This is a genomic window from Telluria sp. AC161 (assembly GCF_979258535.1).
Map to the genome: position 1 here is coordinate 1,611,353 of NZ_OZ409861.1, position 20,213 is coordinate 1,631,565.

Genomic DNA, 20,213 nt, shown 5'->3' on the forward strand with positions numbered 1-20,213 from the left:
GCCAACCCATGCGCAGTGCCATCCTTGCCTTCACCGCGGGCGCTGCCTGGCTGCAGACCCGGCCCGCATTGCCGGAACCAACCAGCCTCGCAGCGTGCGTGGCCACGGCCATCGTCGTTTGCGTGATTCTGCGCGGCTTGCCCCGCCAGTTGATGGCCGGCCTGCTGCTCGGCGCCTGCTGGGCAGCGCTTCTTGCCCACATTGCGCTGAGCGATGCGTTGCCGCGCGCAGACGAAGGCAACGATATCGCAGTGACCGGCGTCGTCGCGAGCCTCCCGCACCGCTTCGATGGCGGCGTGCGCTTCCAGTTCGACGTAGCGCATGTCGACACGCCCGGCGCTACCGTGCCGGCCACTATCATCCTGTCCTGGTACAGCGCCAGCACCGCCGATCCGGCCTTTGTGCAACCGGGTGAACGCTGGCGCCTCGTCGTGCGCCTGCAGCGCCCGCACGGCAATGCCAATCCGTACGGCTTCGATTACGAGGCGTGGTTGCTGGAACAGGGCGTGCGCGCGACGGGCTACGTCCGCCCGGCCGGCGCGCGCAATGCGCGCCTGACGACATGGACGCCGGACGCCGGTTACGCGCTGGAGCGGGCGCGGGGCTGGCTGCGTGGCCGCATCCTGGCGGTCCTGGACGGCAAGCCGTATGCGGGTGTGATCGTCGCGCTGGTGATCGGTGACCAGCGCGGTATCGACCAGGCGTCGTGGGACGTATTCAACCGCACCGGCATCAGCCACCTCGTCTCGATCTCCGGCCTGCACATCACGATGCTGGCGGGCCTGGCCGCGTGGGCGACATCATGGATGTGGCGCCGTTCCTTCTTCACCGGTGCAAACCTGCCATTGCACCTGCCGGCCCAGAAGGCCGCTGCGCTGGCGGGCGCTCTGGTGGCGCTGCTGTATGTGCTGCTGGCCGGCTTCGGCGTGCCGGCTCAGCGCACCTTCTACATGCTGGCAGTGGTCGCGCTGGCGCTGTGGTGCGGTCGCATCGCCTCGATGTCGCACGTGCTGTGCCTCGCGCTGGGCGTGGCCGTGCTGCGCGATCCGTGGGCGATGCTGTGGCCCGGCTTCTGGCTGTCGTTCGGGGCGGTGGCGGCAATCCTGTATGCGTGCAGTGGCCGCCTCGGCGTGCCCACGCGCGGCTGGCGCGCCGGCCTCGTGGTGGCGGCGCGTACCCAGTGGGCCGTCACGCTGGGCCTGGCGCCGCTCACGCTGCTGCTGTTCGGGCAGGTGTCGCTGGTCAGCCCCCTCGCCAACGCGGTGGCCATTCCCGTCATCAGCCTGTTCGTCACGCCACTGGCGCTGGCCGGCAGCGTGCTGCCGTCGCCGCTGGCCGATCTGGTGCTGGGCAGCGCGCACCTGGCGATCGTCGTCCTGGTGTGGCCCCTGACGTGGTTGTCCGCGCCCGCGCTGGCCGTATGGACTGCGCCCGCGCCGACACCGTGGATCCTCGTGCTGGCCCTGGCCGGCACTGCGTGGATGCTGGCGCCACGCGGCTGGCCGCAACGTTGGGCGGGCCTGGCCGCATGGACGCCGCTGCTGACCCACATGCCGGCGGCGCCGGCGGCAGGGCGGTTCGACATTACGGCCTTCGATGTCGGCCAGGGCATGGCGCTGCTGGTCGAAACGCAGCACCATCGCCTGCTGTACGATACCGGCCCGCTGTACGCGCCCGGCGCAAGCGGCGCCACGCGCGTGATCCTGCCATACCTGCGCGGCCGGGGCATCGGCCGGCTCGATGCGCTGGTGATTTCGCACAGCGACCTCGATCACGTCGGCGGCGCCGAGGCAGTGTTGCAGACGGTGCGGGTAGGGGAGTTGATCTCGTCACTGCCCGATGGCCACCGGTTGCTGGGCAAGACCAAGCACCCCGCCCGCTGCAGCGCCGGCCAGGCCTGGCACTGGGACGGCGTGCGCTTCGAGATGCTCGCGCCCGACGGCGCCAGCTACGCCAACCCGCGCCTCAAAAGCAATGCGCGCAGCTGCGTGCTGCGCATCAGCGCCGGCGGCAAGGCGATCCTGCTGGCTGGCGATATCGAAGCGGCGCAGGAGGCCGCGCTGCTGGACCTTGACGCCGACCGTCTGCGCGCCGACGTGCTGCTCGCGCCGCACCATGGCAGCGGCACCTCGTCGAGCGCGGCGTTCCTGCAAGCAGTCGCGCCGACAGTCGGTATCTTCCAGGTAGGCCATCGCAATCGGTATCGCCACCCGCAAAAGCTGGTCTATGCGCGCTATGGCGCCATGGGCATCGAGCGCATTCGCACCGATGAGCGGGGCGCCGTCACGCTGGCGTTTGGGCCAGTTCTGGACGTGACGACCTACCGCGCAACCCACGCCCGCTATTGGTACGGACGCTGAGCGGCAGACGTCATCGTCCGGCCGCAGGCAGTGTGATCGTCACCTGCAAGCCCCCGCCATCGCGATTGGCCACCACGATCTCGCCGTCATGCGCCTGCACCACGCGCTGCGCAATGGCCAGTCCAAGTCCGTGCCCGTCGACACCGGTGCGCGACGCGCCGGAACGGAAGAACGGCTGGAAAATCGCCGCAAGATCCCCGGGCGCGATGCCCGGCCCCCGGTCGCACACGTCGAGCCGTGCCACGCCATCCACGGCGCGCACGGACACCGCCACGACGCCGCCCGGCGCGCCGTGTCTGGCCGCATTGCGCACGACGTTCTCGAGCGCGCTCCAGAGCAGGTCCGGGTCGCCGCTGACGTTGACGCTGTTGTCGGCGTCGAAGTCGACGCGCAGTGGCGCGCCTTGACCGTCTGCGGCCCGGGCCTGACCGGCCTCGAAGCGCGCATCGGCGACCAGCCCGTCGACCAGCTCCACCAGATCCACCGGCTCGCGCCGCAGCACGTCGGGCGACGCTTCCAGGCGCGACAGCGTCAACAGTTCGCCGATCAGCTTGTCCATGCGGTTGCTTTCGCGCTCGATGCGTTCGAGCGTGATGCCGATCTTGTCCGGCTGCTGGTGCGCCAGGCCCAGCGCCGCCTGCATCCGCGCCAGCGGCGAGCGCAGTTCGTGCGACACGTCGTGCAGCAGGCGGCGCTGGCCATCCATCAGCGCGCGCAGGCGTGCGCTCATGCGGTCGAAGTCGCGGCCAAGGTCGACCAGTTCGTCGCCGCCCTTGGCGCCGGGACCGAAGCGCGGCGCCAGGTCACCGGCGGCGGCGGCCTCGAAGGCGCTGCGCAGAGCGCGGATGGGGCGTGAGAAATACCAGGCCAGCAGCGCCGCGAACAGCAGGCTGGCCAGCACGGTGGCGCCGATCACGACGCTCTGGCCGATACGGCGGCGCGGGCCGGGACCGGGCCCAAGGCCGGGCGTCAGCGTATCCGGGCCGGCGCCGTCGCGCAGCCCGTCCTGGCGGCCGGCTTCACGGCCGACACGGCCGATCTGGCGCCCGAAGTCACGCGACACGAAGGCGATGTACTGCTCGCCGCCCGGGCCGACCAGGCGCCGCGCGCCACGCCACACGGCGCTGTCGCCACCCTGGGCGCCGTCGCGCAGCTCGCGTTCGACTGCATGCATCAGTTCGGCCGGCACCGCGCGGCCCAGCAGTTCGTGGCGCGCTGCGTCGAGCACGAACAGTTGGGGGCGCCGCATGTCGGGCAGCAGGCTGCGCAGGGCGGGCAAGCCGCCGTGGCGCAGCGTGGCGGCGGCGGCATCCAGCGCAATCGCTGCCGGCGGACCGCTGTCGAGCACGGGCGTCGCGCGCTGGCGCGCCTGGTCGCGCAGCCAGAACACGCCGCCCACGCCGATGGTCGCGGCCACTTGCGCCAGCAGGATGCACAGGAAGAACTTCCAGAACAACCGGCCCATGCTACTCCTTGATCAACTGGTAGCCCTGGCGGTAGATCGTCTGCAGGCATGAGCGGCCATCGGCCAATGGCCCCAGCTTGTGCCGCAGGCTGCTCAGGTGGACGTCGATATTGCGGTCGAACCGCGCCAGCGGCCGGCCCAGGCCCTGCTCGGACAAATCGTTCTTGCTGACCGGGCGGCCTGCATTGCGGACCAGGACTTCGAGCAGATTGAATTCGGTACTGGTCAGGTCAAGATGCTGGCCGTCCCAAGTGGCGCGGCGCTGTTCGGGCAGCATCGTCAGCTTGCCGACGCTGAGCACGACCCCGGGGCCGCTTTCGGGCACGGCCTGGGTGCGGCGCAGGATGGCGCGCACGCGCGCCGTCAGTTCGCGTGGCGTGCAGGGCTTGGCCACGTAATCGTCGGCGCCCAGTTCGAGGCCGAGGATACGGTCGGCGTCGTCACCGCGCGCCGTGAGCATCAGCACCGGCATGCGGCTGCCGGCGCGGATCTGGCGCAGCGCTTCGATGCCGCCCGCGCCGGGCATCATGACATCCAGGACCGCGATGGCGTAGCCGCCGGTCAGCGCGGCGCGCGCGCCGTCCTCGCCATTGTGCATGCAGGTGACGGAAAAGCCTTCCTGTTCGAGGTATTCGGCAAACATGCCGACCAGTTCGACGTCGTCGTCGATAAGCAAAACGTGATTCATGTCGACAGGATAGCGCAGCAGGTCGGCGCCGTCTGCGGTGCTTTACGCGGATTTACCTGGCTTAGACGCGCTTTACACGCCGCCGCCACACAATGCCCGCTCTGACAACACGAGAGGTCTTCGATGACACGAGCAGCTGCACCGACGAGTAAATTGAGCCGCCTACGCGCCGCGACCGCGTTTTCCATCTGCCTGCTGGCGGCGTCCGCCGTCCTGGCCGAGCCGATGCCACTGTCACATGGTCCGATGCACGGCGGTCCGCCGTTTGGCCAGATGCACGAACCCGATGGCGAGCCGGGTCCGTTCGGTACGCCGCCATTCCTGCGCGACCTGGGCTTGAGCGATGCGCAGAACGACCGGATATTCACGATTCTGCACAGCGAAGCACCCCGACGCCGCGCGCTCAATATCGCCGAGCGCAAGGCCGATGAGACGTTGCGTGCGTTGGCGGCGGCGCCAGCACTTGACGGGGCCGCCGCGTCCACCGCGGCGCAGGCACTGGGCCAGGCCATCGCCGGCCAGGAACTGCTGCGCCTGCAAACGCGTGCGCAGCTCAAGGCAGTGCTGACTTCGGAACAGCGCGCACAGCTCGATGCGCTGCATGACAGGGGCCGCAAGGCGGACGACGAACGAAACAACGTCCCGCAGGGAGGGCCATCGAAATGAATGCAGCACGCCACGGCCAGTCCGCCCACGATGCGGACCATCACCACGAGACCGATCAAGGCCCCGACCACGACGTTGACCACCACCGTGGCCTGGCTGCCGACCTCGCGCGCCTGCTGACCCGGTCGGCCACCCGGCGCCAGTCGCTGCGCTGGCTGTTTGTCGGCGCGGGCAGCGCGGTCCTGCCGCTGGCCGGTTGCGGCGGCGGTGTCAGTGCCGATGACGGCTTCGGCCTGTCCAGTTCCACGACGACCACGGGCGCCGCCAGCACGGGCAGCGGCAGTGCCGTCTGTTCGGTGATTCCCGAAGAAACAGGCGGCCCGTATCCAGGCGACGGCACCAATCGCAATGCCAATGGCGTGGCCAATGCGCTGGTCCTGTCCGGCATCGTGCGCAGCGATATCCGGAGCAGCGTGGCCGGCGCCAGCGGCGTGGCGGCCGGTGTGCCGCTGACCATCCGGTTGAAGATCGAAAACGTGGCGCAGGGTTGCGCGGCCGCCGCCGGCGCCACGGTCTATCTGTGGCACTGCACGCGCGAAGGGGGCTATTCGATGTACAGCAGCGGCATCGTTGGCGAGAACTACCTGCGCGGCGTGCAGGAAGCCGATAGCGACGGCTACGTCACGTTCACGACTATCTTCCCGGGCTGCTATGACGGGCGCATGCCGCACGTGCACTTCGAGGTGTATCCGTCGCTGGCCAGGGCGACGAGCGCTGCGAACCGCGTCAAGACATCGCAGTTCACGTTCCCGCTGGCGATCGCCAACGAGGCCTACACCAGCAGCGGCTATGCGAGCAGCATCGGCAATCTGGTGCGCATGAGCTTCGCGCTTGATAACGTGTTCAGCGACGGGACGGCGCTGCAGATGGCAAGCGTCACGGGCACGGCCAGCCAGGGCTACAGCGCCGCGCTGACAGTCGGCGTAAATTGGTGAATTCGTTCTAAACGTGCTCCCAAGATCGGGGCCGGGGCCACAGACGCCATTACAATGGGCCGCACAATTTGACCACCATCGCTGACCATGCCCAAACCGCTGCTGCACTTCGCCCACGGGAACAGCTACCCGGCTGGCACCTACAATCGCCTGCTGGCGCAGCTTGCCGAACACTACGACGTGCGTACGCTGGACATGCACGGCCACGATCCACGCTACCCGGTCGGCGATGGCTGGAACACGCTGACCGACGAGCTGATCGCGCACCTCGAAGGCTACGGCCAGCCGGCGATCCTCGTCGGCCATTCGCTGGGCGGCGCGCTGTCGACGATGGCGGCGCGGCGCCGGCCCGATCTGGTGCGCTGCGTCGTGATGCTCGATTCCCCTGTGGTGGCCGGGTGGCGCGCGCTGGTCTGGCGCCTGGCCAAGCTGGCGGGGTGGGGCGCACGGCTGTCCCCGGCACGCTTCTCGTACAAGCGGCGCGAGCACTGGCCGGACCGCGACGCCGCGTACCGCCACTTCCACGCCAAGTCGATGTTCCAGGCCTGGGCGCCGGGCGCGCTCGACGACTACATGGAGCATGGCTTGGCGCCGCATCCCGACGGCGTCACGCTGCGCTTCCGGCGCGACGTCGAATCCGCCATTTACCAGACGCTGCCGCACCACATGGGGGGCGTGATCCGCGCGCCGTTCCCGGTGCCCGTTGGCTTCATCGCCGGCACCGAGTCCGAAGAGATGCGGCAGGCAGGGCTCGCGTTCACGCGCAAGCTGGTGGGCGAGCACCTGGCCATGATCGAAGGCGGCCATCTGTATCCACTCGAAAAACCGGCGGAGACGGCGCAGCTGGTCCACGCGATGATCGAACGTCTGCTCGGCGGCGCCAAGGCGAACGGGTAGCGAATCAATCATTGTCAAAGCCTCACGGCCAGCGCCTTTTCGCGTAAAATCGCGTGATTTTCTCCCTGCTGGAAACCCACAAATGACTATCAAGAGCGACAACTGGATCCGCCGCATGGCGCACAGCACCGGCATGATCGAACCCTTCGAGCCGCAGCAGGTGCGCGAGCAGGATGGCCGCCGGATCATCTCGTTCGGCACCTCGTCCTACGGCTACGATATCCGCTGCGCCGATGAATTCAAGGTCTTCACCAACATCAACAGCACGATCGTCGACCCGAAGAATTTCGACTCGAACTCGTTCGTCGACATCAAGAGCGACGTCTGCATCATCCCGCCGAACTCGTTCGCGCTGGCGCGCACGATCGAATACTTCCGCATCCCGCGCAATGTGCTGACGATCTGCCTGGGCAAATCGACCTATGCACGCTGCGGCATCATCGTCAACGTCACGCCGTTCGAACCCGAATGGGAAGGCTACGTGACGCTCGAGTTCTCGAACACGACGCCGCTGCCAGCGAAGATCTACGCGGGCGAAGGCTGCGCGCAGGTGCTGTTCTTCGAAAGCGATGAAGTCTGCGAAACGTCGTACAAGGACCGTGACGGCAAGTACCAGGGCCAGGTCGGCGTGACCCTGCCGAAAGCCTGAGCAACGGCACCACCATTCTGCATTCAGTCCGGGCAGGTCTGACCGCCGCAGGGCGGCCAGACCTGCCACGCGCACCACGGGCCTGACACCCTGTCAGGCCTGCACCTCCGCTTCCTTACCTCCAAGCCGCATCCTCTATCTGCCTGTAACACCCCGCGCGACCCGGCACGCCTGCGCACACCGTTTCGATCTACAATAAATCACACAGTGATTTTTGGTTTCGCTGTGCAAAACTAAAATCATGGAGACCGTGTTGATGAAAACGCAGCTTGCACCCTGCACGTCCCGCCGCATCGCGGCGCGGGTAGTACCGTCACTCATCGCCGTCCTGGCGTTGTCCGCCTGTGGCGGAGACGATGACGATGTCGGCGCGCCGCCGCTGGCGACCACCCCGCCGGTTGCCATCCAGCCCGAACCCCTGCGTCCGCAGGACGGGCGCACCTATGCCGTCATCGAAAGCAACCTGCCATTTGCCGCAATGGCCAGCGCGCCGGCGACCGACCGCTGGTGGGGCGTGCTGAACAAGGCGGGTTACCAGATCGAAGTGCCGAAAAACTGGAACGGCATGCTGGTCATGTACGCCCATGGCTATGGCGGCACGGGTCCGGCGCTGGAAGTGGCGCCGCCAGCGATCCGTCGCCACCTGATCAGCCAGGGTTATGCGTGGGCCGCCTCGAGCTACAGCACTAACTACTATGACGTGCGCGCTGGCGTTGAAGACACGAACGCGCTGGCGCTGGCCTTCCGTGACATCGCCGGCAAGAACGGCCGCACGTTGGCAGCGCCGACCAAGACCTACATCATTGGCAATTCGATGGGTGGCCATGTCACGGCGGCCGCGGTGGACGAGGAAAACATCGGGACGGCCATCAACAAGATCCGCTATCAAGGTGCGGTGCCGATGTGCGGCGTGCTGGGCGACACGGAGCTGTACGATTACTTTGCCGCTTACCAGACGGCCGCCATGGTGGAGTCCGGCATGCCGGCCACGCGCTGGCCACCGGCCGACTGGGCGAGCATCGGCCCGCAGGTGAGGGCGAAGATGTTCTCCAGCTTCCCGGGTGGCAGCACGCCCAACGCGCCGGCCGTGCCGACCGAACAGGGCCTGCGGCTCAAGCAAATCGTTGCCAACCTCAGCGGTGGCACCCGTCCGCTGTTCGACTACGCGTATGCCAGCGCGTATCAGGCCACGGTCTGGGGCACGTTCGGGCGCGACGGCAAGATGCAGGGCATCCTTCTCGATGACGTCGTGACGACCAATGACATCTTCTTCCAGCTCGATGCCGACCCGGCCATCAGCGCCGACGAGGTTGCTTACAATGCGAGCATCTTCCGCGTGCCTGCCACGCCGGGCGCGAACCGGCTGCGGCGCGACGGTTTGCGCTGGGTGCCGAAGACGAACGCCCGGATCACCGTGCCGGTGGTGACCATCCACACGCTGGGCGACCTGTACGTGCCGTTCAAGATGGAGCAGATCTACAAGCGCCGCGCCGATGCGCTCGGCACGTCGAACCTGCTGGTCCAGCGCGCCATCCGCGGGATCGCCCACTGCGACTTCACGATCGCCGAACAGGCGTCCGCGTTCGACGCGATGGTCAAGTGGGAGCAGCAGGGCGTCAAGCCGGAGGGCGACGACGTGCTGACGCCGTCGATCGTGGCCGATCCGCAGTACGGCTGCAAATTCACCGACAACACGCCGTCAGTGGATGACAGCCGCGCGTTGCTGGCCACGCGGGCCGCCTTGCCGCAGTGCGCGCCGCGCTGAGCATGCACGTTTGATGCAACAACGCCAGCCGGTTGGCTGGCGTTGTGTTTACTAGCTGGCTGGCCTGATGGCGCAGCCTGCGGGATCAGTCGTCCTGCTGCACGCAGTCGACGAAGTAGCCGCGCTTGCCATCGACTTCGCGCTTGACCAAGCCGTGCACGTCGGTCTCGAAGCCCGGGAAGCGCTCGTTGAAGTCGCGTGCAAAGCGCAGGTAATCGACGATCGTGCGGTTGAAGCGCTCGCCCGGGATCAGGAGCGGGATGCCCGGCGGGTAGGGCGTCAGCAGGATCGCGGTGATGCGGCCTTCGAGTTCGTCGATCGCCACGCGCTCGATCTTGCGGTGCGCCATGTGCGCGAATGCGTCCGACGGCTTCATCGCCGGGATCATGTCCGACAGGTACATCTCGGTCGTCAGGCGCGCGACGTCGTGCGACTTGTAGAACGTGTGGATCTCGGTGCACAGGTCGCGCAGGCCGTGCATTTCGTAGCGCGGGTTGGCCGCGGCGAACTGCGGCATCGCACGCCACATCTGCGCGTTGCGGTCGTAATCGTCCTTGAACTGCTGCAGCGCCGTGACCAGCGTGTTCCAGCGGCCCTTGGTGATCCCGATCGTAAACATGATGAAGAACGAGTACAGCCCGCACTTCTCGATGATGACGCCGTGTTCGGCCAGGTACTTGGTGACGATCGAGGCCGGGATGCCGGTCTCGCCGAACTGACCCGACAGGTTCAGGCCCGGCGTGACGATGGTCGCCTTGATCGGGTCGAGCATATTGAAGCCCGGGGCCAGGTCGCCAAAACCGTGCCACGATTCTTCGGCGCGGATCATCCAGTCGTCCTGCGTGCCGATGCCTTCTTCCGAGAACTTGTCCGGACCCCAGACCTGGAACCACCAGTCGGTGCCGAAGTCCTGGTCGACCTTCTTCATCGCGCGGCGGAAGTCCAGCGCTTCCAGGATCGATTCTTCGACCAGCGCGGTGCCGCCCGGTGCTTCCATCATCGCGGCAGCGACGTCGCACGAAGCGATGATCGAGTACTGCGGCGAGGTCGAGGTGTGCATCAGGTACGCTTCATTGAAGGCGTCCTGGTCGAGCTTGACCGACTGCGATTCGCGCACCAGCACTTGCGAAGCCTGCGACAGGCCGGCCAGCAGCTTGTGCGTCGACTGGGTCGAGAAGATCATCGACTCTTTCGCGCGCGGGCGGTTCTGGCCGATCGCGTGCATGTTCTTGTAGAAGTCGTGGAACGTCGCGTGCGGCAGCCACGCTTCGTCGAAGTGCAGCGTGTCGATTTTACCGTCGAGCATTTCGCGCAGCGTCTCGACGTTGTAGACCACGCCGTCGTAGGTCGACTGGGTGATGGTCAGGATACGCGGCTTCTTGTTGACGGCTTCGCGCGCGAACGGATTGGCTTCGATCTTGCGGGCGATCGATTCGGGCGTGAATTCGGACAGCGGGATCGGGCCGATGATGCCCAGGTTGTTCCGGGTCGGCATCAGGAACACGGGAATCGCGCCGCACATGATGATCGAGTGCAGGATCGACTTGTGGCAGTTGCGGTCGACGACGACGATGTCGCCCGGCGCGACGGTCGAGTGCCAGACCATCTTGTTCGAGGTCGAGGTGCCGTTGGTCACGAAGTAGCAATGGTCGGCGCCGTAGATGCGCGCAGCGTTGCGTTCGGATTTGGCGATCGGGCCCGTGTGGTCCAGCAGCTGGCCGAGTTCTTCGACCGCGTTGCAGACGTCGGCGCGCAGCATGTTCTCACCGAAGAACTGGTGGAACATCTGGCCGATCGGCGACTTCAGAAAGGCGACGCCGCCCGAGTGGCCGGGGCAGTGCCACGAGTACGAACCGTCGTACGCGTAGTTCACCAGCGCGCGGAAGAACGGCGGCGCCAGGCTGTCCAGATACGCCTTGGCTTCGCGGATGATGTGACGCGCGACGAACTCGGGCGTGTCTTCGAACATGTGGATGAAGCCGTGAAGCTCTTTGAGCACATCGTTCGGGATGTGGCGGCTGGTGCGGGTTTCGCCATAGATGTAGATCGGGATGTCCGCGTTCTTGTGGCGGATTTCCTTGACGAAGGCGCGCAGGCCGACCAGCGCAGAGTCGGTGTCTTCCAGCGAGCCGCTGCCGAATTCCTCGTCATCGATCGACAGCACGAATGCCGATGCGCGCGACTGCTGCTGGGCGAACTGGGACAGGTCGCCATAGCTGGTCACGCCAACGACCTCCATGCCTTCTTGTTCCATCGCCGCCGCGAGGGCGCGAATGCCAAGGCCGGAGGTGTTCTCCGAGCGGAAGTCCTCGTCGATGATGACGATGGGGAAACGAAATTTCATGGACAGCTCCAAAGCGAAGCGCCGTGGGGAGCAGCCGCGCCAGCCCGGATCATTCCGAAGTGGCAGAAGGCCGCCGCGCACGGCACCGTAGAAAATGAGTAGCGGATTTTCGCAGAAATTGCGGGCTCCGGTGCAGGTTTTTTTGCCGGCCTGTGTGCCAGCTTGTTTGCTACATTAACCACTCGTGCCGTTCAGTGTCGCACCCTAGCTGTCCAGGTGGCGCCCGGCGCGCCGGACCCCCTCGGTCAGCAGCGCGGCGGCCAGCGCCGCGCCCAGCGGCACGGGCGACAACGCCGTCGTGTTGCCTTCCAAAAACGCGAACAGCCCCAGCGTGATGCCGAAGGTGGCAACTGCGCCGGTCAGCGTCAGCAGCCACGTGCGGCGCGCCAGCAGCGTGACCGCAGCCAGTGAAATCGCGATCTGCTGCGCGACCGACGCGGCGGCCCACTGGCGCTGGCGGTGCAGCGCTTCTTCGGAGCGCCGGTTCCAGTCGCGCGACGAGGCTTCCCAGCGCTCCGCTTCCTTGCGGATGATGTCTTTCTCGACGCGATAGCGCTCCACCTCCTGGGTGTAGCGGCCAGCATCGACGCCGGGCAGTGTGGCGGCCAGTTCGGCCAGGTTCTGGCGGCTGGATTTGGCCTGATAGTGGGCCCAGGCGTTGGCCGCGCTGGTTTTTTCCATTGCTGCAGTCGTCTTGAACAGGCTCGCGTCGTTGTGCGACGAGGTGCCAAGAAAGGCAAACAGCGTGCCGATCGTGGCCAGCACGGCGATCAGGACGGCGACGCGGCTTGCAAAGCCGTCGCCGCCGCGCGAACCAGGGGGCCGAAGCGGCCTGCTCATGATGCGCCCTTGCTGGCGCTGCGCTCGTAAGTCACGTAGGCGTAGTCGAACCCGGGCTGGTCGTCGCGCTGCGGCTGATGGTGCGTGTCGCGCGCGGTCTCTATCCACAGGGCAGGGTCGATCGGCGGGAAGAACGTGTCGCAGGTGAAGCGGTGATCGATGTGCGTGACGATCATGGTATCGGCTAGGTCGATCGCCACATTGAAGATCTGCGCGCCACCGATGATGCTGGCCGGCTCGCCCCCCAAGAGCGCGATGGCCGCGTCCAGCGATGCGGCGCGCTCGGCGCCGTCATGCGACCAGTCGGCGTTGCGGGTAATAACAATATTGCGCCGGCCCGGCAGCGGGCGGCCGATCGAGTCGAAGGTCTTGCGGCCCATGATCACCGGTTTGCCGAGCGTGACGCGCTTAAAGTGCGCCAGGTCGTGCGGCAGGTGCCACGGCATCCGGTTATCGATGCCGATGCCATTGTCACGGTCAATGGCAACAACCAGCGTCAGGTGCGCGGTCATGACAGGGGGCGCGTGACGGTCGCGGCGTAGAGAGCTGGCATCGGAGTGTCCTGTAGGGGATGAAGGCATCGGGACCTTGCATGATACCAATATTTATACGGTTAATCGACAGCAGGTGCAGCAATCTGCAACGTATATGCTGTACTGACAACAGGTTTTGCACGCCAAGCGAAACAGTAATAAAAAGTAAGCAGTATGTACCGTGCCCGGTGGCCGGGGTAAGGTCAGCGCCAGGTTGGCAACGGTGGACGGCACGGCGTCATGCGCGCGGTTCCCCACCTGAACCCAGAGTAACAAGCGCTGATCGACTATTCGGAACACCTGCACTGTCCTGCAGCCGGTTTGACGATGCAAGTTGCTTGTAAAAGGGAAATTTGCATTGCTAGTTGTAATTAATATATTTTGCTGCGACGCGTCAAAACTAATGACTTTAGAGCTTAATTAGCATATAGTCTATTTATGTTATTGATGTGCATCATATGATGCAAACATAATTTTGCGTTAATCCTTGATGAAGTCGGTTTCATTTTTTTCTTTTTGAGTAGTACGCGTTTCGCGGCGCTGCAGCAAACAATTGGATAAGGAAGCAAATCCAGCTTCTGCGGCACGCTTAGGGGCGGTGTTCGGTGGCCGCGAGGTTGCCGGCGCCACAAGGCCATCGCGCCTTTGTCGTGGTCGCAAGCGTTCTCGGTGGGTCGCATGATGGCGTGCTTGCTGGCGGAATTTGCGCACCTTATTCAATTCATGATGATTGGATCTGTCACGATGAAAAACTTCGACCCTGCTGCCGTTGTCGGCGAACACGATAAACATCGCTCTCCGGATGCTGCCGGCGACCTTGGTTCACTGCTCAGAAAGGGCAGTGCGCAGTCGTCCGCCCGATACTGGCTGCCGTTCTTCATCAATCTGCTCAAGATTTCCGACATCGCCGTCCTGCTGCTTGCCGGCTTCGGCGGCTTTTTCGTGCGCTTTGGTCTCGATGCCAAACTGTCGACGGCCGGCCACCTCTTTATCTATCTGAGCACGCTCGTCATCATCGTGTCGCTGCACTGCGCGCAGGCCTATCGCGAGCGCGAAATCCTGTCACTCAACGCGCTGCTGAGCAAACTGGGTCTGGGCTTCTTCGGTGGTCTTTCGCTGATCATGATCGTCGGTTACCTGTCCGGCACCCTGTCCGAATATTCGCGCGTCTGGGTCGCCACCAGTGCCTGTGCCTGGTTCGTGCTGCTGCTGGCAAACCGCCTCATCCTCACCCGCATGATCTACCGTGCGCGCATGGCCAATATGCTCGACGAGTCGATCATCATCGTCGGTGCCAACGAGCGCGCCGAGCTGATCGTCAATGCCATCAAGCGTAATAGCCACGCGAACATCCGCGTGCTGGGCGTGTTCGACGACCGCGTCGAGCGGGGCATTCCGGCGACGCTGCGCCAGCACATGCTGGGTTCGACGTGCACGATGCTCGATTACATCCGCAGTAATCCCGTTGACCGTGTCGTGGTAGCGCTACCCTGGCTCGCGACCGAGCGTGTCGAGGCTCTGCTCAAGAAGCTGCGTACCGTGCCCGTCCGGATTGACCTGGTGCCGAACAACGTCGTCTGGCAATTCCCGTCCATTAATATGGAGCGCCTTGCGGGCGTGCCGGTCCTGACGATCGCCAACAGCCGCATCGGCGAGCAGATGGGGCGCCTGAAGCGGATCGAAGATCTGGTGATCTCCAGCATCCTGTTGGCCCTGGTCAGCCCGGTGTTGGCAATCATTGCGCTTGCCGTCAAGCTCGATAGTCCTGGACCGGTGATCTTCAAGCAGCGGCGCCATGGTTTCAACAACCACGAATTCGAGGTCTGGAAGTTCCGCTCGATGAAGGTGGGCGACTGCGCCAGCGGCGAGGTCAAGCAGGCGACGCGCTTTGACAGCCGGGTCACGCGGGTGGGTGGCTTCCTGCGCCGCAGCAGCCTGGACGAGTTGCCGCAGCTCTTCAATGTGCTGTTCGGCCATATGTCGATCGTCGGTCCGCGGCCCCATGCGATCAAGCACAACCTGGAATTCGGCGCCATCATTTCGGAATACTATGCCCGTCACAACGTGAAGCCAGGCATCACGGGCTGGGCGCAGGTAAATGGATTCCGGGGCGAGACCGATACGCTGGACAAGATGCAGCGCCGCGTCGAGCACGATCTGCACTACATCGAACACTGGTCGCTGATGCTCGACATGAAGATTCTTGTCATGACAGCGTTTTCGGTGTGGTTCCACAAAACGGCATATTGACACCCGGCTGTCTGGAGCACGCGTATCGAACGCGTGTTCGTGATGTCATGTAGTAGAATTGCAACTTATCCTGATTAAAAGACATGTTTGCCCGCTGGGTCCATGCTGTCTTTATTGCGCTGATGAAAAAGTGTATGGCGTGCATGTGTTGCAAGCGAGCGGGAAGAAGCGTGAAAAAATATTATTTGGGATGGGATTCTTCTTGTACTTACTGCGAACCTGCGAACGTCATGTTGGCGCCAGTGCTGCGCAGTCGGAAAGCCGGCTGCCAGCCAGCCGTCTTTGCCTGAAGCTCACTGCAGCAGCCTGCGTGGCGCTGGCCGGTTCCCTGGTCAGCACGCCGGCGCTGGCCGGCACGCTGCAGCCGTTTGTCAGCGCCGGCGTCGAGCATGACGACAACCTGTTCCGTGCATCAAACGACGAGGCGACCCGTTCGGCCGCGCGTGGCGATACCTACCGCAGTGCCGGTGGAGGTGCGCGCTTCGAGCGCCCGGTCAGCCGTCAGCTGATCACCGCATTTGCCGACTTTTCGTCGGTGAAATTTGACCGTAACAGCCAGCTGGATTATCTGCGCAAGGACCTCCGGGGTGACTGGCACTGGTTCGTCGGTTCGCGCTTCGATGGGCATGTCGGCGGCTATTACCGGCAAGAGCTGGCGTCATTCGCCGACTTCGACGTCGTCCAGCGCAACCTGCGCGTAAGCAAGAAGCGGTATGCAGACGGCCGTTGGCGGTTTCACCCGAGCTGGCAGTTGCGCAGCGAGGTGTCGAAAGAAGAGTACGCCTACGAACTGGCATCGCAACGCGCCAGCGACCGGACCGAGGATTCCTGGGTTGCCGGCTTCGACTATCTGGCACGCAGCGGCAGCACGGCCGGCTTTCAGCTGCGCCGGCTGGAAGGCAAGTATCCGAACTGGCTCACGCTCGGCAACACGGGCACGATGATCAACGGCTATGACCAGGACGAAGCGAAACTCAATGTGTTATGGCTGGCGACGGGGAGCACGCAAATGCTGTTTCTTGGCGGCTGGGTGCAGCGCAAGCAGATGGGCCAGTCGACGCGCGACGACAGCGGCACCAATGCGCGGCTGATTGTCAACTACACGCCGGCAGGCAAGGTGAAGGTAACCGGCCAGGCCTGGCGCGAATTTGCTGCCATCGACGGCGCGCTGATCGGCAGTGCATTGGCCAATGGCGCCAGTGCCCTGGTGACCTGGGAAGTCACGTCAAAGATCCAGGCCGAGTTGGACGTGCGGCACGAAGAGCGCGAATTCAAGCCGTTCGGTGGCGCCGCCGAGCCGGTGGTCGCGGCGGATCTGGCCAGCGACAGCCGCGACACGAAGTCAGTTGCGCTTATCTATAAGCCGCTGCGCAATATCACCATCAAGGCGCGGGCATTCCAGGAGCAGCGCTCGGGTAGCCTGGCCGCAGGAACCAATAGCTACAAGGCAAATGGCGGATCCATCAACGCCACGTTGCAATTTAACTGACTGATGGCGACGAACGCGCTGTATCGACGTTCAGCTCTCGCCGGCACCAATGAACGATCTGATGCGCACTATTGACACTTTGTGAATGGAATGAACTTAACATGAAACAAATCTTGCTTGGTATCTTCGCCGTCTTGCTGGCATGGAGCATGGGAAGTGCGCACGCCGATGAGCTGGTGCTCGGCGGCGGAGACGTCGTCAAGATCTCCGTGTTTGGCAACCCCGATCTGGCCGTGGAAACGCGCGTCAGCGAATCGGGCTTCATCACGATGCCGCTGGTCGGCCAGGTCGCCGTTGCCGGTCTGTCGAGCGCTGCGGCAGAGGCAAAAATTGCCAGCATGCTCGAGCGCGGTAATTTCGTGAAAAAGCCGCAGGTGAACCTGTTGATCACGGCGCTGACGAGCCAGCAGGTGTCGGTGCTGGGCCAGGTCAAGAAGGCTGGGCGCTACGCGATCGACGGTCGCCGCAGCGTGCTGGACATGCTGGCGCTGGCCGGCGGTATCGACACCAACGGTGGCGACATCGTCACCGTCGTGCGTACCCGTAACGGCAAGGTCATGAAGGACGCGCTGGATACGGCCGAAGTCATGCGCACTGCTGACATGGCGGGCAACTTCGATCTGCAGGGTGGCGACGTCATCTTCGTCGAGCGCGCGCCCCGTTTCTATATCTACGGCGAAGTGCAGCGGCCGGGCATGCTGCGCCTCGAGCGCCAGATGACGGTGCTGCAGGGCCTGTCGGCCGGCGGCGGCCTGACGGCGCGCGGTACCGAGCGCGGCCTGCGCGTCAAGCGCCGCGACGCGAGCGGCAAGATGCAGATCATTAGTGTCAAGGGCGACGATCTGCTCCAGCCCGACGACGTCGTGTACGTCAAGGAAAGCCTGTTCTGACCATGCGCCGTTGCCCAGACCAGAAAGCGGCGCACGTGCGCGCGCCATTGCACCTTATTGAAAGCCAACCATGAACCCAAGCCTGTTGTTACTCGCCCTGCGCGCGCGCTACAAGATCGTGCTGCTCGCGCTCGGCGTGACCGTGCTCGCCGCCGTCGTCTTCAGCATGATGCAGCCCAAGAAGTACGAAGCCACCGTGGCGATGGTCGTCAATTACAAGGGCGTCGATCCGGTCACCGGCCTGAGCGCACCCGCGCAGCTGATGCCTGGCTACATTGCAACCCAGGTCGATATCATCAAGAGCAAGAGCGTGGCGCTGAAGGTCGTCGACGATCTGGGGCTGGCCAATGCGCCAGACGCGCAGGCGCGCTTCCAGAACGCCACCGGCGGCAACGGCGGCACGCTGCGCGAGTGGCTGGCCGATTCGCTGCGCGGCAATGTCGACGTGGTGCCGGCACGCGAAAGCAGCGTGCTGACGATTAACTTCCGTGGCACCGACCCGCAGTTCGTGTCGAAGGCGGCCAATGCGTTCGCCAATGCCTATCTGGACGTCAGTGTCCAGCTCAAGACCGACCCGGTGCAGCGCGCCAGCACTTACATCACGGACCAGATCAAGACGCTGCGCAACCGCTACGAGCTGGCGCAATCGCGCCTGTCGAAGTACCAGAAGGACAACAACATCTATAGTGCGGACAACCGCCTGGACGTCGAGACCGCGCGCCTGAACGAGTTGTCGAGCCAGCTGGTCGTTGTGCAGAGCCAGAGCATGGACGCCGCCTCGCGCCGCAGCCAGGCCCAGGGCAACAGCAGCAGCTCGCCCGACGTGATGAACAACCCGGTCGTGCAGAACCTGCAGACGAGCCTGTCGCTGGCCGAAGCCAAGTTTGCCGACATTTCGCAGCGCCTGGCGTCCAACCATCCCCAGTACATGGCGGCCGCGTCCGAAGTGGCCAAGCTGCGCTCGAACCTCGAACAGCAGAAGCGTAACTCGTCCAGCAGCGTGGTGGCTTCGGCCGACATCAGCGAGCGCCGCGAAGGCGAGCTGCGCGCAGCCGTGGCAGCGCAAAAGGACCGCGTGCAGTCGCTGAACGGCGCCCGTGACGAATTCAACCTGCTGACCAACGAAGCGGAAAACGCCCGTCGCGCCTACGAGTCGGCCAGCCAGCGCCTGAACACGATCAGCCTGGAAGGCGAGTCCAAGCAGGCCGACATCGCGGTGCTGAGCGCTGCCACGCCACCGCTGCAGCCATCCGGTCCGCGCGTCTCGCTCAACATCGTGCTGGCCATCATTGCCGGGACGATTCTGGGTCTGGGCGCTGTGCTGGTGCTGGAATTGCTGGACCAGCGGATCCGTTCGGCCTCGCACCTGGTTGACGCGTTCGGCCTGCCGATGCTGGGTGTGATCCAGCAACCGCGCGTGTCCTCCAAGGGCAAGAAGCCGTTTTCGAAGCCGCCTGGCGCCAAGGGCACGGGCAATATGACGCTGCCAACGTAATGGCGCATCAGCATAATGATCAGCATGGAGCGTCCACGATGAATTCCACTACCCCAGCCGTCGCAGTGACGGGCCAATCCGCACGCGGCGAGCGCGCCGCCAGCCACCAGTCGCACGATTCGATTGGCGCCATCCTGATCCGCAACGGGCGCCTGTCGGTGACCGACGCCGACAAGGTGATGCGCGCCTCGATCGAACGCAATCTGCGCTTTGGCGACGCCGCTGTCGAGATGGGTCTGTTGACCGCTGCCGACATCGAGCTGGCCCTGTCGCGCCAGTACGATTATCCCTACCTGCTGGCCGGCCAGAGCGCCATCAGCGATGAGGTGGTTGCCGCCTATGAACCGTTCACCGCGCGCGTCGAATCGCTGCGCGCGCTGCGCAACCAGTTGCTGTGGCGCTGGTTCGAAACGGGTGACGAGCGCCGCGCACTGGCGATCACCAGCGCCGAATCGGGCGATGGCCGCAGCTTCCTTGCCGCCAACCTGGCCGTGGTGTTTTCGCAGCAGCACCAGCGCACCTTGCTGATCGATGCCGACCTGCGCGCACCGCGGCAGCACGCACTGTTCGGTCTGGAAAACCGCGCCGGCCTGTCGGCCGTGCTGGCCGGCCGCAGCGGGCACGAGGCGATCCAGCGCGTACCGGCGCTGGTCGACCTGTCGGTGTTGACGGCCGGCGCGCTGCCGCCGAACCCGTCCGAACTGCTGGGCTCGCCGGCATTTGGCCGCCTGCTGCGCGAACTGGGCGCCGATTACGACGTGATCCTGATCGACACGCCGGCCGGCGCCGAGTATGCCGACGCCCAGGTCGTTGCCAGCCGCGCCGGCGCCGCCGTGATGGTGGCGCACAAGAACCACAGTCACTACAAGAAGATGCGCGACCTGGTCGACCTGTTGACCGACGCGCGTGTCCACCTGGTGGGAACGGTGCTCAACGAGTACTGATCG

16 protein-coding genes are annotated in these 20,213 nt (G+C 64.9%); 11 read left to right on the forward strand and 5 right to left on the reverse strand.

Annotated features, from left to right (window positions below; all coding sequences use genetic code 11):
* Positions 1 to 8 precede the first annotated feature (8 nt).
* Positions 9 to 2,360 carry a DNA internalization-related competence protein ComEC/Rec2 gene (locus ACZ0AJ_RS07315; RefSeq protein ID WP_499453539.1) on the forward strand — a complete coding sequence of 784 codons (2,352 nt, stop codon included), beginning with the start codon at positions 9 to 11 and terminating at the stop codon, positions 2,358 to 2,360.
* Positions 2,361 to 2,370: 10 nt separating this feature from the next.
* Here ACZ0AJ_RS07315 and ACZ0AJ_RS07320 read toward each other — a convergent pair whose 3' ends face one another.
* Both ACZ0AJ_RS07320 and ACZ0AJ_RS07325 read right to left on the reverse strand, forming a co-directional pair.
* A complete protein-coding gene (locus tag ACZ0AJ_RS07320; protein ID WP_499453541.1) occupies positions 2,371 to 3,825 on the reverse strand; it encodes a sensor histidine kinase in 1,455 nt (484 codons plus the stop codon).
* Between the two features lies 1 nt (position 3,826).
* On the reverse strand, positions 3,827 to 4,513 hold the full coding sequence (locus ACZ0AJ_RS07325; protein WP_499453543.1) for a response regulator transcription factor: 687 nt from the start codon (positions 4,511 to 4,513) through the stop codon (positions 3,827 to 3,829).
* Positions 4,514 to 4,666: 153 nt separating this feature from the next.
* On the opposite strand from ACZ0AJ_RS07325, the gene ACZ0AJ_RS07330 reads away from it, so the two are divergent.
* The 5 genes from ACZ0AJ_RS07330 (at position 4,667) to ACZ0AJ_RS07350 (ending at position 9,425) form a co-directional block, all read left to right on the forward strand.
* Positions 4,667 to 5,179, forward strand: coding sequence for a Spy/CpxP family protein refolding chaperone (locus ACZ0AJ_RS07330; RefSeq protein ID WP_499454375.1), 513 nt, complete (start codon positions 4,667 to 4,669; stop codon positions 5,177 to 5,179).
* The gene (locus ACZ0AJ_RS07335; RefSeq protein ID WP_499454377.1) at positions 5,176 to 6,114 is read left to right on the forward strand and encodes a dioxygenase family protein; all 939 of its coding nucleotides are present in this window, start codon (positions 5,176 to 5,178) and stop codon (positions 6,112 to 6,114) included. Before ACZ0AJ_RS07330 ends, ACZ0AJ_RS07335 begins: the two co-directional genes overlap by 4 nt.
* A gap of 87 nt (positions 6,115 to 6,201) precedes the next feature.
* Positions 6,202 to 7,011 carry an alpha/beta fold hydrolase gene (locus ACZ0AJ_RS07340; protein ID WP_499453548.1) on the forward strand — a complete coding sequence of 270 codons (810 nt, stop codon included), beginning with the start codon at positions 6,202 to 6,204 and terminating at the stop codon, positions 7,009 to 7,011.
* A gap of 82 nt (positions 7,012 to 7,093) precedes the next feature.
* Positions 7,094 to 7,660 carry a dCTP deaminase gene (gene dcd / locus ACZ0AJ_RS07345; protein WP_183551915.1) on the forward strand — a complete coding sequence of 189 codons (567 nt, stop codon included), beginning with the start codon at positions 7,094 to 7,096 and terminating at the stop codon, positions 7,658 to 7,660.
* A 256-nt stretch (positions 7,661 to 7,916) separates the two neighbouring features.
* Positions 7,917 to 9,425 carry an alpha/beta hydrolase gene (locus ACZ0AJ_RS07350; RefSeq protein WP_499453550.1) on the forward strand — a complete coding sequence of 503 codons (1,509 nt, stop codon included), beginning with the start codon at positions 7,917 to 7,919 and terminating at the stop codon, positions 9,423 to 9,425.
* A gap of 85 nt (positions 9,426 to 9,510) precedes the next feature.
* Here ACZ0AJ_RS07350 and ACZ0AJ_RS07355 read toward each other — a convergent pair whose 3' ends face one another.
* The 3 genes from ACZ0AJ_RS07355 to ACZ0AJ_RS07365 form a co-directional block, all read right to left on the reverse strand.
* Complete coding sequence (locus ACZ0AJ_RS07355; protein WP_183551936.1) at positions 9,511 to 11,769, reverse strand: arginine/lysine/ornithine decarboxylase; 2,259 nt, start codon at positions 11,767 to 11,769, stop codon at positions 9,511 to 9,513.
* A gap of 204 nt (positions 11,770 to 11,973) precedes the next feature.
* Complete coding sequence (locus tag ACZ0AJ_RS07360; RefSeq protein ID WP_183551939.1) at positions 11,974 to 12,609, reverse strand: DUF4337 domain-containing protein; 636 nt, start codon at positions 12,607 to 12,609, stop codon at positions 11,974 to 11,976.
* Positions 12,606 to 13,121, reverse strand: coding sequence for a dihydrofolate reductase (locus tag ACZ0AJ_RS07365; RefSeq protein WP_499453552.1), 516 nt, complete (start codon positions 13,119 to 13,121; stop codon positions 12,606 to 12,608). The genes ACZ0AJ_RS07360 and ACZ0AJ_RS07365 overlap by 4 nt, the downstream gene beginning before the upstream one ends.
* Positions 13,122 to 13,886: 765 nt before the next feature.
* On the opposite strand from ACZ0AJ_RS07365, the gene ACZ0AJ_RS07370 reads away from it, so the two are divergent.
* The 5 genes from ACZ0AJ_RS07370 (at position 13,887) to epsG (ending at position 20,210) form a co-directional block, all read left to right on the forward strand.
* Entirely contained in the window at positions 13,887 to 15,392 is a 1,506-nt protein-coding gene (locus tag ACZ0AJ_RS07370) for an undecaprenyl-phosphate glucose phosphotransferase (RefSeq protein WP_499453554.1), read from the forward strand.
* A 202-nt stretch (positions 15,393 to 15,594) separates the two neighbouring features.
* Positions 15,595 to 16,881, forward strand: coding sequence for an XrtB/PEP-CTERM-associated polysaccharide biosynthesis outer membrane protein EpsL (gene epsL / locus ACZ0AJ_RS07375; protein WP_499453556.1), 1,287 nt, complete (start codon positions 15,595 to 15,597; stop codon positions 16,879 to 16,881).
* Positions 16,882 to 16,982: 101 nt separating this feature from the next.
* The gene (epsE, locus tag ACZ0AJ_RS07380) at positions 16,983 to 17,771 is read left to right on the forward strand and encodes a polysaccharide export protein EpsE (RefSeq protein WP_183551949.1); all 789 of its coding nucleotides are present in this window, start codon (positions 16,983 to 16,985) and stop codon (positions 17,769 to 17,771) included.
* Between the two features lie 70 nt (positions 17,772 to 17,841).
* Positions 17,842 to 19,266, forward strand: a complete 1,425-nt coding sequence (gene epsF, locus ACZ0AJ_RS07385) for a chain length determinant protein EpsF (RefSeq protein ID WP_499453558.1) — start codon at positions 17,842 to 17,844, stop codon at positions 19,264 to 19,266.
* Positions 19,267 to 19,304: 38 nt separating this feature from the next.
* The gene (gene epsG, locus ACZ0AJ_RS07390) at positions 19,305 to 20,210 is read left to right on the forward strand and encodes a chain length determinant protein tyrosine kinase EpsG (protein WP_499453560.1); all 906 of its coding nucleotides are present in this window, start codon (positions 19,305 to 19,307) and stop codon (positions 20,208 to 20,210) included.
* The last annotated feature ends 3 nt before the right edge of the window (positions 20,211 to 20,213 follow it).